This is a genomic window from Acinetobacter sp. YH01018 (assembly GCF_013420295.1).
Taxonomy (GTDB): Bacteria; Pseudomonadota; Gammaproteobacteria; order Pseudomonadales; family Moraxellaceae; genus Acinetobacter.
In genome coordinates, this window is record NZ_VOYL01000065.1 from 1 (window position 1) to 11979 (window position 11979).

The 11979-nt window shown below is 41.8% G+C and carries 9 protein-coding genes, 2 tRNA genes and 4 pseudogenes; 5 read left to right on the plus strand and 10 right to left on the minus strand.

Translation table 11 applies throughout. From position 1 onward, the window contains the following. The 3 genes and pseudogenes from FTT83_RS16360 to FTT83_RS14465 all read right to left on the minus strand — a co-directional run. Window positions 1-74 (minus strand): annotated as a pseudogene (locus tag FTT83_RS16360) (helix-turn-helix domain-containing protein); the annotation flags it as partial. Between the two features lie 81 nt (window positions 75-155). Continuing rightward, complete coding sequence (locus FTT83_RS14460; RefSeq protein WP_086197226.1) at window positions 156-1043, minus strand: SDR family NAD(P)-dependent oxidoreductase; 888 nt, start codon at window positions 1041-1043, stop codon at window positions 156-158. 310 nt (window positions 1044-1353) lie between these two features. Further along, entirely contained in the window at window positions 1354-2631 is a 1278-nt protein-coding gene (locus tag FTT83_RS14465; RefSeq protein ID WP_086197225.1) for an O-acetylhomoserine aminocarboxypropyltransferase/cysteine synthase family protein, read from the minus strand. A gap of 324 nt (window positions 2632-2955) precedes the next feature. Between FTT83_RS14465 and ettA the strand changes: the two genes are divergently transcribed. Then, window positions 2956-4617 (plus strand): energy-dependent translational throttle protein EttA, encoded by a 1662-nt coding sequence (gene ettA, locus FTT83_RS14470; protein ID WP_086197224.1) that lies wholly within the window; start codon window positions 2956-2958, stop codon window positions 4615-4617. Between the two features lie 48 nt (window positions 4618-4665). Here ettA and FTT83_RS14475 read toward each other — a convergent pair whose 3' ends face one another. Then, the gene (locus FTT83_RS14475) at window positions 4666-5085 is read right to left on the minus strand and encodes a tetratricopeptide repeat protein (RefSeq protein WP_180043463.1); all 420 of its coding nucleotides are present in this window, start codon (window positions 5083-5085) and stop codon (window positions 4666-4668) included. A gap of 399 nt (window positions 5086-5484) precedes the next feature. Here FTT83_RS14475 and FTT83_RS14480 point away from each other — a divergent pair, with 399 nt between their 5' ends. Continuing rightward, window positions 5485-6441 (plus strand): cation diffusion facilitator family transporter, encoded by a 957-nt coding sequence (locus FTT83_RS14480; protein ID WP_180043461.1) that lies wholly within the window; start codon window positions 5485-5487, stop codon window positions 6439-6441. A gap of 24 nt (window positions 6442-6465) precedes the next feature. Here FTT83_RS14480 and FTT83_RS14485 read toward each other — a convergent pair whose 3' ends face one another. The 5 genes from FTT83_RS14485 to FTT83_RS14505 all read right to left on the minus strand — a co-directional run bounded on the left by FTT83_RS14485 (window position 6466) and on the right by FTT83_RS14505 (window position 9153). Then, window positions 6466-6807: a hypothetical protein gene (locus FTT83_RS14485; protein WP_086197221.1), complete on the minus strand. Its 342-nt coding sequence runs from the start codon at window positions 6805-6807 to the stop codon at window positions 6466-6468. Between the two features lie 166 nt (window positions 6808-6973). Then, a tRNA-Glu gene (locus FTT83_RS14490) sits at window positions 6974-7049 on the minus strand. A gap of 30 nt (window positions 7050-7079) precedes the next feature. Further along, window positions 7080-7155 (minus strand) — tRNA-Ala (locus FTT83_RS14495). A 57-nt stretch (window positions 7156-7212) separates the two neighbouring features. After that, window positions 7213-8721 (minus strand): glutamate--tRNA ligase, encoded by a 1509-nt coding sequence (gene gltX / locus FTT83_RS14500; protein ID WP_180043459.1) that lies wholly within the window; start codon window positions 8719-8721, stop codon window positions 7213-7215. A gap of 129 nt (window positions 8722-8850) precedes the next feature. Next, window positions 8851-9153, minus strand: a complete 303-nt coding sequence (locus FTT83_RS14505) for a hypothetical protein (protein WP_180043457.1) — start codon at window positions 9151-9153, stop codon at window positions 8851-8853. 347 nt (window positions 9154-9500) lie between these two features. Here FTT83_RS14505 and FTT83_RS16365 point away from each other — a divergent pair. The 3 genes and pseudogenes from FTT83_RS16365 to FTT83_RS14515 all read left to right on the plus strand — a co-directional run. Continuing rightward, window positions 9501-9613, plus strand: a pseudogene (locus tag FTT83_RS16365) (sulfate ABC transporter substrate-binding protein); the annotation flags it as partial. 134 nt (window positions 9614-9747) lie between these two features. Further along, complete coding sequence (locus FTT83_RS14510; RefSeq protein ID WP_180043455.1) at window positions 9748-10815, plus strand: RNA-guided endonuclease TnpB family protein; 1068 nt, start codon at window positions 9748-9750, stop codon at window positions 10813-10815. A gap of 15 nt (window positions 10816-10830) precedes the next feature. Next, window positions 10831-11721, plus strand: a pseudogene (locus tag FTT83_RS14515) (sulfate ABC transporter substrate-binding protein); the annotation flags it as partial. Window positions 11722-11878: 157 nt separating this feature from the next. Here FTT83_RS14515 and FTT83_RS14520 read toward each other — a convergent pair. After that, window positions 11879-11979: pseudogene (locus tag FTT83_RS14520) on the minus strand (IS982 family transposase); the annotation flags it as partial.

An 11979-nucleotide genomic window follows, 5' to 3' on the forward strand; every position in this document is an offset into this window, starting at 1 on the left:
GTTGTTTTTGATCCAAAACCTGATAAGTAATATTGAACAACTTTAAGTTTGAATTCTTGCGAATATTTAGCCATAGAAAAGCACCCTCCAAATTAGACGAAGTATCCAACTTTCGGGGTGCAGATCATATTGACTGGCTTTTTTATTGCACAATTTTACCAATGCTCACCCGGGAACAAACGTGCATACGCTTTTTGAACCCAATTCAGTTTTTGTGGTTGACCTACCGAAGCAGAAGAGCTCGGGAACAGGTTGTAACCAATTGACATCAATTTATTGTTAATGTCTGGAGCAATAGAATAGGTAATTGAAGCCAAACGGCCTAAGTGGGTCGCAACTTTTTTCGGGCGTTTCACGATCGCATAGGCAATTAAATCGGCTGCCTGTTCCGGAGACAGGGTGGGTACGTATTTATAAATTTTGGTTGGTGCAATCATTGGGGTACGAACCAATGGCATATAAACTGAAGTAATGGCAATTTTATGCGAATGGACTTCGGCAGACAGACAGCGGCTGAATGCATCCAGTGCAGCTTTAGAAGCCACATAAGCGGAAAAACGTGTCGCATTGGCCAAGACACCAATCGAGCTGATATTGATGATATGGCCATCCCGGCGAATCATCATTTGTGGCAGAATATTCATCACTAAACGTACTGCACCAAAGTAATTCAGCTGCATGGTGCGTTCAAAATCATGGAATCGGTCGGTCGATTCATGAACTGCACGACGAATTGAGCGTCCTGCATTGTTGATCAGGATATCAATATGGTCTACGGAGGCTAAAATCTCTTTTGATACCTCATCAATAGATTCCATGTTATTTAAATCACATGGGAAAACAGATGCTTTGCCGCCCTTGGCTTCTATTTCTTGTTTGACTTGATCTAATGTTTCTTTGGTACGAGCCACCAACAGAACATGTGCACCGGCATCGGCGAGTTTATGTGCAGCGGTTAAACCAATACCACTAGATGCACCAGTAATTAAAACAACTTTGCCGTTGACTCGATTCTGAAAAAGTTTCTCTAGTTTAGAATTCACAATATTTTCCTGGTTTCAATAGAATAAAAATTTAGATTATTTTTTTAGTTGATTCTAGCGCTCAAAATTTGGGGAATTTAAGCTATTCTCGAGCCATTTATAATAGCGAATGTTAGGAAAAAATCTACAAATAAGTAATTGAATTTACAAATATAATTAGAGTAATTGCTCTATTATTGTTTTAACTGTTATTTAATTTTTACCATGAATTAAAACCAAAGCAAAGAGAAATAATCAAAAAATTATACTCAAATAAAAGTAGCCTTCTTTCGTTTAGAAAGAAGGCTAAATTGTACTCTAATCAAAAGCTTTAAACTTGCGCCAATGCCTGTTCCAAATCTGCAATTAAATCATCAATATGTTCAATACCGACAGATAAACGGACCATATCAATACTCACCCCTGCAGACTTCAGTTCTTCTTCATTGAGCTGACGATGGGTGGTAGTGGCAGGATGGCAGGCCAGGCTTTTCGCATCGCCAATATTGACCAGACGGGTAAAGAGTTGTAGGGCATCAATAAAGCGTGTTCCGCCTTCACGACCATCTTGCACACCAAAAGACAGAATTGCTGAAGGTTTACCTTTCACGTATTTTTGTGCCAGCGCATGCTGAGGATGATCTTTTAAACCAGCATAATTGACCCATTTGACTTTCGGATGCTGCTGTAAATATTCCGCGACCTTTTGTGCATTTTCAGTATGACGCTCCATTCGCAGATTCAATGTTTCTAAGCCTTGCAGGATCAGGAATACACTGAGGGGGCTAATGGCAGCACCGGTATTGCGTAGAGGGACCACACGCGCACGGGCAATATAGGCAGCCGCACCTAAGGCTTCGACATAATTAACCCCATGATAACTTGGGTCAGGTGTATTTAATACTTTGAAACGTTCAGGATATTTGCCCCAAGGGAATTTACCGCTATCAACAATGGCACCGCCGATTGAATTGCCGTGACCACCAATATATTTGGTCAGTGAATGCACGACAATGTCGGCACCATATTCAAAAGGTTTAAGCAGGGCAGGCGTGGCAACGGTATTGTCGACAATCACCGGTACACCATATTCATGAGCAATTTTAGAGATGGCTTCCAGATCGATGATATTGCCGAGTGGGTTGCCGATCGATTCGACAAACACCAGTTTGGTTTTCTCGTCAATTAAACCACGCAAGGCTTCAGGGTTTTGGTAATCAAAGAATCGAACTTCAATGCCCTGTTTAGGCAAAGTATGGGCAAACAGGTTGTATGTACCGCCATACAGCGTTGAAACCGACGCAATATTGTCACCAGCTTCGGCAATGGTCTGAATGGCATAGGTAATCGCTGACATCCCTGAGGCCAAAGCCAAAGCGCCAATCCCGCCTTCCAGTGCAGCCAGACGTTGCTCTAAGACAGCGGTCGTCGGGTTCATAATCCGGGTATAGATATTACCCTGAACCTTTAAATCGAACAGATCAGCCCCATGTTGAGTATTGTCAAAGGCATAAGAAGTGGTTTGATAAATGGGTACGGCGACTGCTTTTGTGGTCGGTTCTGGGCTGTACCCTGCGTGAATCGCTAAAGTTTCATCTTTATAAGTCATGTTTACATCATCTAAGTGAGTTAATTGTTTCGGTGGGTTATGCCATCAGTCTATCACCTGTGGATATGAATAAAAGTGCGTATTCTAGAAAAGAATATCTAATTTTCTTATATCTATGGGTTTTATTCAGTCACAATTCAATAAAACTGAGTATCTGCGATTGTGTTTAAAAAACCAACATGCCATTAGTTGTAACATTCTATTGAAGATGAAGGCTATGCCTTATTTTTTTTGTACTTTCATCGTATAATGCCCGCCAAATATTTGTTCGCATACTGCTGTGGGTAGAGTGCGAATGTTGCTTTTTCTATAGAGGAGTCCTACGTGGCCCAATATATTTACACGATGAACCGTGTGTCGAAGATGGTTCCGCCTAAGCGCGAAATCTTAAAAGACATCTCTTTATCATTCTTTCCAGGCGCAAAAATTGGTGTGCTTGGTTTAAACGGTGCAGGTAAATCGACCTTGCTCCGTATTATGGCTGGCGTAGATAAAGATTTCTCAGGTGAAGCCCGTGCTCAACCGGGTATTAAAATCGGCTACCTTGAGCAAGAACCACCACTTGATCCTAACAAAGACGTTCGTGGTAACGTTGAAGATGGTTTACGTGAACCATTGGATGCTTTGGCTCGTCTGGATGAAGTATTTGCTGAATATGCAGCGGAAGATGCTGACTTCGACAAACTTGCAAAAGAGCAAGAAAAGTTAGAAGCCATCATTCACGCTTGGGATGCGCATAACCTGACCAACCAAATGGATCAAGCAGCTGCTGCGTTAAACCTTCCAGCTTGGGATGCAGATGTCACCTTGCTTTCAGGTGGTGAACGTCGTCGTGTTGCACTGTGCCGTTTATTGCTTTCTAAGCCGGACATGTTACTTCTTGATGAACCGACCAACCATTTGGATGCAGAATCTGTATCTTGGTTAGAGCGTTTCTTGAAAGATTTCCCTGGCACAATTGTTGCGATTACCCATGACCGTTATTTCCTGGATAACGTGGCGGAATGGATTCTGGAGCTTGACCGTGGACATGGTATTCCTTACCAAGGTAACTATTCTTCTTGGCTTGAGCAGAAAAATGCCCGTTTAGAGCAAGAGAACAAGCAGGAAGAATCTTTTGCCAAAGCATTGAAAAAAGAACTGGAATGGGTTCGTTCAAATGCTAAAGGGCAGCAAAAGAAAAACAAAGCGCGTATGGAGCGTTTTGAAGAGCTTAACTCACGCGAATTCCAACAGCGTAATGAAACCTCTGAAATCTACATTCCACCTGGTCCACGTCTAGGTAACAAGGTTGTAGAAGTTGAAGGGATCAGTAAATCGTTTGGCGATAAATTACTGTATAAAGATTTGTCTTTCACAGTACCACCAGCTGCGATTGTCGGTATTGTTGGCCCTAACGGTGCGGGTAAAACGACTTTATTCCGTATGATGACTGGCGAACAGCAACCCGATACCGGTACGGTAACCCTGGGCGAGTCAGTTAAAGTCGCTTACGTGGGTCAGATCCGTGACACCTTGGACGATAACAAAACCGTTTGGGAAGAAGTGTCGGGTGGCCTGGATATCTTGAAGATTGGTGATTACGAAATCGCATCACGTGCGTATATCGGTCGCTTCAACTTCAAAGGTCAAGATCAGCAAAAACGTGTAGGCAGTTTATCGGGTGGTGAGCGTAACCGTTTACAACTGGCGAAAATCCTGCAAATGGGCGCAAACGTGATCCTGCTGGATGAGCCATCGAATGACTTGGATATCGAAACCTTACGTGCACTGGAAGATGCAATTCTGGTATTCCCAGGTACTGTGATGGTGGTATCGCATGACCGTTGGTTCCTCGACCGTATTGCAACGCACATCTTGTCATTTGAAAATGAAACACCAGAATTCTTCACCGGTAACTATACCGAGTTTGAAGAATATCGCCGTAAGCGCGATGGTGATGATCTGGCAACGCGTCGTCAAAAATATCGTAAAATCGGTGCTTAATTCCCGATTTTGATGTGAAAAAAACCAGCCTTCGGGCTGGTTTTTTGATTAAAATGCAATTTGCGAATAACTATACATTAAAGTCTTTATTGCTTCCGGGTGACCTTGTTTGGCGGCTTTTTCGAGCCATTCCTGAGCATGGGTATAATTTTTATCTAGACCCAATTCACCATTCAAATAACACAGGCCCAGTTTATACTGAGAATCACGATGACCTTTGAGTGCCGCACTTAAAAAGTTCCAGACTGCATTGCGTTTATCCTGAATGGCAGGATTGTTTTCTGATGTGTGTTGATAGGCATGCAGGCGTTCAAAGGTCTGATGATGTTCAAGCGCTAATTTTTCGTAATATTGCCCTTGTGCATATTCTGCCTGCACTTCGGAAAGGGCATTTTGTCTTCCTTGTCTTGTTGAGTCGAATAAAGGTAACCAAGCGTAAATGATCTGTTCTATTTTATGCAGGATCATATTCAGCTCCTTATCATCTGGATTAAATGATTTTTATCCAATATTCTTAATATATATAGGTTTTTAAGAAATTAAATCTCTTTTATTTGTAAGTTAATTTTTATTTGAAAACAATGATGTGCTTTTTATTTTAATTTTATGTTTTTAAATGATTTTTTTATTAAAGTTGGATTGTGGAAAAGCCATTATTGAACTTCTTTTATCAGTGCCTTTGTTCTGACGATGAGGGTAAAATCAAGAGAGACAGGACTTATGAAAGAAATCTCTTGTGTTGAGGTTTAATTTTATTGCTCATGGTATTAGGGTAAGAATGCCATACTATTACCTCATGGTCGTATGATTATTAAATTGAATCGCTATCACAAAAACCAGAAAAAATAGAGTAATAGAGGAGTAGGTATGGCTGAACAGCATGGGCATAATCATAGTCATGCAGTGGTGACGGAAGCGAATGCCAAAAAGCTGACCTTTGCCCTGGCGCTCACCAGCATTTTTCTTATTATTGAAGTCATTGCAGGTTTTATCACTCAAAGTTTAGCCCTGCTTTCTGATGCAGCACACATGTTTACCGATGCGGCAGCCCTGGCGATTGCCTTGGTGGCGATCAAAATCGGCAAAATGCCGGCAGATGATAAAAGAACTTTTGGCTATCAGCGTTTTGAAATCTTGGCCGCCCTGTTTAATGCCTTAATGCTGTTTGTTGTAGCGATGTACATTCTGTTTGAAGCTTATCAGCGTTTTAGCCATCCACCTGAAATTCAAAGTCTGGGCATGCTGGTAGTTGCGGTGATTGGCTTAATGATCAACCTGATTTCTATGCGGATTTTATTTTCCAGCGCCACAGAAAGCCTGAATATTAAAGGGGCTTATCTGGAAGTTTTAAGTGATGCTGTGGGTTCGATCGGTGTGATTATGGGCGCAGCAATCATCTATTTCACTGGCTGGATGTGGGTAGATACCCTAATTGCGATGTTGATTGGTCTCTGGGTATTGCCAAGAACCTGGATTTTACTCAAACAAAGTATCAACATTCTGCTGGAAGGAGTTCCGGAAGAAATTGATATTGAGCAGTTGCGTAATGACCTTTTGGCGTTAAAGGATGTGGAGAATATCCATCAACTGAAGGTATGGGCCATTAGTTCCAGAAATGTCCATCTGACGGTACATCTTTATGCGCCTCAGGCAGATCGCACACTGTTATATCAGCAAGCTTTGGAGATGTTGCAGCATCAGCACGGTATTCGGGAAATCACGCTACAGATTGAAGATTATGAATGCGGGCTGCATTCATCCTGTCATCGCCATGATGATCACGAAGAACATTCACCTCATCAGGAAGATTCACACCAGCACTGAAACTGATGTGAAATCAAATCTATTTTAGATTTCCCATTCGTGATTACATTCACGGCATTTCCATTTCTTTTGCGATTGCATAAAGCCTTGCATGGAAATTTTAAAATCTGGCAGGTCGCGGTAAAACAGGAAACCGGCGATGACGCAGATGATAAAAGCCACTACGGTTGCAACTTGTAGGGTAGAGCCTGCACCATCGCCAAAAATCCACATCGCAATACTAATTAAAACCAGCAGTAATAAGATAAATACTGCGGGAATAAGAAAGACCAGACTTTTAGGAACTACAGGTCGTACTGCAGGGCTACCGGCTTGAGCGACAGGCATAATTTTAGGGCTTTGGCATTTTGGGCAACGGTATTGCATTACAACTCCATCATTTTAATTTATCGCTTATTTTAATCGGAATGACACAGAAAGCAAAAACAGCGCAAATAAAAGTTGATAAAAGATTGAGACAATAAAAAACCCAAGTCGCAATGCTTGGGTTTTTTATCAGATCAGCATAACCATATTATGATGATCTTGAATATGGCGTCCCTACGGGGATTCGAACCCCGGTTACCGCCGTGAAAGGGCGATGTCCTAGGCCTCTAGACGATAGGGACAATTGAGGCAACACAAAAAAAGGTGGAACTTGGTGGAGTCAAGGAGGATCGAACTCCTGACCTCTACAATGCCATTGTAGCGCTCTACCAACTGAGCTATGACCCCAGTTTGTGTGAGCGCAATATTAGGGGTATTGCGCTCACACGTCAACTATAAAATCAATTATGCTTCATCAACTGCATTATTTTTCGGCAATTTTAAGCTTTCATTGAGTTTTTCCCAGATTTTTGCTTCTTTTTTACTCGGTCCGCCAACAATTTCCAGAGCATGACGTAAGCGTGCGAAAGTTAAGTCAGGACCAATCGTCACCATCGATTGCATGACTGGGGTTGAACTGGTTGAACCGGCAATGGCAATAAAGAAGGTGGGCATAAAGTCACGCAGCTTAATTTCCATCTGGTTGGCCAAGTCCATTAAGGTTTGACTCACCGTGTCGTTATTCCAGGTGAACAGGCTTTCCAGACGCCAAATGGCAAACTGCAAGCTTTGACGAACCTGTTCTTCAGATAATTTCTTGCTTTCAAATTGTTCTTTGCTGATGCTTGGGAACTGGTTGAAATAGAAACCAGCCCAGTTCACTGCTTCAGAAAGCAGGTTGATACGCGGCTGAATGGCAGCAGCAATGTCTTCCAGGGTATTGCGGTCAGATTTCCATGCTAATAAAGTATTTAACAGCTCGGCAGGCGAGAGCGCTTTAATCCATTGACCGTTGAGCCAGTTGAGTTTTTCCACATCAAAGATCGGACCGCCGAGGGATACACGCTTAATGTCGAAATGCTCAATCATTTCTGCCAAAGTGAACTTTTCACGTTCATCTGGCATTGACCAGCCCATACGACCTAAATAGTTCAACAAGGCTTCCGGCAACACACCAATGTCTTTGTAGTAATTGATAGAGGTCGGGTTTTTACGCTTAGACAGTTTTGATTTGTCCGGGTTGCGAAGTAATGGCATATGACCCAGTACTGGCATTTCCCAGCCAAAGTATTGGTAGAGCAACTGATGTTTTGGTGCCGATGGTAACCATTCCTCACCACGGAAAACGTGAGTGATTTGCATCAAATGGTCATCAACCACATTGGCAAGATGGTAAGTCGGTAAACCATCGGTTTTCAGCAAAACTTGCATGTCGACTTGAGCCCAAGGAATTTCAACTTCCCCACGCAGTAAGTCGTTGACTTTACAAATGCCTTCTTTAGGTACTTTCATACGAATCACGTGGGGCTCACCTGCGGCAAGGCGACGCTGCACTTCCTCTGCCGACAGCTTTAAACCACGACCATCATAACGTGGTGTTTCGCCACGCGCCTGCTGTTCAGCACGCATTTGATCCAGTTCTTCTGGTGTTGCGAAGCAGTAGAAAGCATGACCTTTTTCTACCAGTTCCAAGGCATATTGTTTATAGATGCCCATACGTTCAGATTGACGGTACGGTGCATGTGGACCGCCCACATCTGGCCCCTCTGACCAATTTAAGCCTAACCAGCGTAATGAATCTAAAATCATTTTTTCGGATTCAGGGGTTGAGCGCAGTTGGTCGGTATCTTCAATACGAAGAATAAATTCACCGCCATGCTGTTTAGCAAAACATAAGTTAAACAAGGCAATATAAGCAGTGCCTACGTGTGGAAAGCCAGTAGGAGAAGGCGCAATACGAGTACGAACAGTCATAACCAATATTTTTCAGAATGTGAATGAAGGCTATTATAACGAAAAAGCCTAATCACTTAATGTTAAATTCAACATTGAAATGATTAGGCTAGATAGGAACTTCTAAAGGGGAATAAGTTCGCTGTTGAGTTAAGAGCTGCTTTGAGGGAAAAGTGCTTGCACAAAACGGCTGAATTTCTGGTTTTGAGCAGCAAAGAAGCTTTGAGTTGGTGCCACTTTAATTTCGGTCAACATCTTTAAATCGTTATCGGCACGTAACGTATTTCCACCTTGCTTTTGCTGTTGCAGGGCCTTTTCAATCAATGAAGACTTTTCAGGACCTAAAATCACTTTGGCTTCGCTACCTTTGATTGCTGCTGCATGTCCCAGCTGAGCCATAAACCCTAAAGTTAAACTTAAGCTAAGCGCTTGTATAATTGCTGTATATCTCATTTCCACATCCCCCTTTTTTTCCGGTGCTGGAATTTTATATATTGTTTTAATCCGATGAGCGAGTACCATTTAACCATACAAAAAAATACAAAAGTAGAACTAGCTCACACTTTTTTACAAAATAATAAATACCTGTAAACATTGTGCTCTTTGTATCAAAAAAATATGGAGACACCATGAAGAATCAGGAAAAACAACAAGATGTAGATTTATGCTGATATTTTTTAGTACTAAAAGTGCGTTTTAAAGCATTTTTATGGATATCTTTAAAATCGATTTTTAATCAATAAAATATTATAAGTTTATGATTTATATAGTGTCCTCATTGTTAAATAAGAGTGTTACACATGAAAAAAATAATTGCCTCTACTTTTTGGCATTGCTTGGGGGAATGGGGACACAGAGTTTTGCTGCGAAAGATTTCCTGAATGTGTCTTATGATCCGACCCGTGAGTTTTATCTAAATGAAGCGTAAAACCCCCACCTGAGAAGCATCGCTTCGCAAGGGTGGGGGATATAAGCTACACGACATGAAATGTCGTTCAAGTTTGATTAATGGTTTTTTAAAGACCATCAAAATATTAATATAAGCACATGAAAACCCTTAAATTGCGTATTAAAGACAAACATTGCAAGGTGCTAGACCAATTGGCATCTGAGGTTAATTTTGTCTGGAATTATGTGAATGATTTAGGGTTTAAACACCTCAAGAGAAAAGGTGAATTTCTCAGTGCTTACGATATTGCTAAATATACCAAAGGCACATCAAAAGAGTGTGATTTACATAGCCAAACCATTCAGGCTGTCACCGAAGAATTGGTCACACGTAGAAAACAGTTCAAAAAAGCAAAACTCAGATGGCGTGTCAGCAATAAGACATCAGCAAGACGATCACTCGGATGGATACCGTTCAAGAAAGTTGCCATCAAGTATGCTGATGGATACGTTCAGTACGGTAAGCATCAGTTCAAGGTTTGGGACAGTTACGGTTTAAGTCAGTACAGTGTTAAGACAGGCTCATTCGTTGAGGATAGTCGTGGCCGTTGGTATGTGTGCCTGGTGGTGGATTCACCAAAGCAAGTCAAACCGACAGCGACCAAAGCCATAGGCATTGATTTAGGCTTAAAAGATATTGCGACTTGTTCTGATGGCACTGTCATCAATAATCCGAAATTCTATCGAAAGTATGAGCAAAAATTAGGGATAGCTCAACGAGCCAAGAACAAAAAACGTGTTCGTGCATTACACGCCAAGATTGTGAATTGTCGTAAAGACCATTTGCACAAGGCAAGCACCATGCTTGTCAAGGGAAATGCACTGATTGTTGTTGGCGATCTGAGTGCCAAAAAACTTGTAAAAACCAAAATGGCAAAGTCTGTTTTAGATACAGGGTTTTCAGCACTCAAAACAATGCTCAAGTATAAATGCGAGAACGCAGGGGTATTGTTTGAAGAAGTCAATGAAGCCTATACCACCCAAATCTGTTCGAGTTGTATGAAAATCTCAAGCAGCAGTCCGAAAGGTAGAGCAGATTTGCGAATAAGAGAGTGGCAATGTGAGTGCGGTATCACTCATCAACGGGACATTAATAGTTCCAAAGTCATTCTTGCGCTCGGGCATGAGCGTCTAGCAGTAGGAATCCCCCACCTAGCGAAAGCGTAGGTGGCGGGAGGATGTCAACAGGAATATAATCAGGCTTTTGGTGCGTATTGGAAACAACGTACCGGACAGGACATTAATTTCAAGCAATCTCATGGCGGTTCAGGTAAACAGGCACGTTCCGTGATTGATGGTTTGCAGGCTGATGTCGTGACTCTGGCTTTAGCCAACGATATTGATGAAATTGTAAAGGCAGGCCTGATCCATAAAAACTGGCAAAAGCAGTTTCCGAACAATTCTGCACCGTATACCTCGACTATGGTTTTTCTGGTTCGCAAGGGTAATCCCAAAAATATTAAAGACTGGAACGATTTAACCAAGCCGGGTGTAGAAATTATTACGCCAAATCCAAAAACCGGCGGTGCACCACGCTGGATTTACCTGTCTGCCTGGGGTTATGCGTTAAAACAGCCGGGTGGAAATAATGTTAAAGCACGGGAACTGGTGAAAAAACTGTATGGCAATGTCAAAGTGCTGGATTCTGGCGCACGTGGCTCTTTAACCACTTTTGCAGAACGTGGTATTGGTGATGTGCTATTGTCTTGGGAAAATGAGGCCCTGCTGGCGACTCAAGGCTTAGGTAAAGACAAGTATCAGATTGTTTATCCGTCCATTTCAATTCTGGCTGAGCCATCGGTGGCGATAGTCGATAAAAATGTCGATAAGGATGGCAACCGTAATTTGGCTAAAGGTTATCTCAACTATTTATATTCGCCAAAAGGTCAGGAACTGGCCGCACAGCATTTCTTTCGTCCGCGCAATTCCCAAGCGGCAGCGAAATATGCCGCACAATTTCCCAAAATCAAACTATTTACCATTGGTGATGTGTTTGGTGGATGGGCCAAGGCACAGAAAACCCATTTTGTGAATGGTGCTATTTTTGATCAAATTTATAGTGAAAAGAATTAAGCCAGATTTTCGATAAAAAAGTCAAAACGGATAAATTATTATCCGTTTTTTTCATATCCAATCCATAAAAATCTATATATCTTAAATAAGTATAATGTTATCGTCATTTTTCTATCTAAAACAGTAGATTAAGTAACCTGAGTTCGACGAAATCTGCTTAGCCTTTTAGCATATTTTGGAAAGTTGGCTTATTGGGATTCAAACAATAAGCCACTACAGCAGCCATGATATTCACCATGAAGTTATTTACCGAACGAT

What these genes read in the sequence shown, in the direction of transcription:
- FTT83_RS14465 (WP_086197225.1), bottom strand. Translation starts at nt 2,631, where the DNA reads ATGACTTATAAAGATGAAACTTTAGCGATTCACGCAGGGTACAGCCCA.
- FTT83_RS14485 (WP_086197221.1), bottom strand. Translation starts at nt 6,807, where the DNA reads ATGCAATACCGTTGCCCAAAATGCCAAAGCCCTAAAATTATGCCTGTC.
- FTT83_RS14480 (WP_180043461.1), top strand. Translation starts at nt 5,485, where the DNA reads ATGGCTGAACAGCATGGGCATAATCATAGTCATGCAGTGGTGACGGAA.
- FTT83_RS14510 (WP_180043455.1), top strand. Translation starts at nt 9,748, where the DNA reads ATGAAAACCCTTAAATTGCGTATTAAAGACAAACATTGCAAGGTGCTA.
- FTT83_RS14475 (WP_180043463.1), bottom strand. Translation starts at nt 5,085, where the DNA reads ATGATCCTGCATAAAATAGAACAGATCATTTACGCTTGGTTACCTTTA.
- gltX (WP_180043459.1), bottom strand. Translation starts at nt 8,721, where the DNA reads ATGACTGTTCGTACTCGTATTGCGCCTTCTCCTACTGGCTTTCCACAC.
- FTT83_RS14505 (WP_180043457.1), bottom strand. Translation starts at nt 9,153, where the DNA reads ATGAGATATACAGCAATTATACAAGCGCTTAGCTTAAGTTTAACTTTA.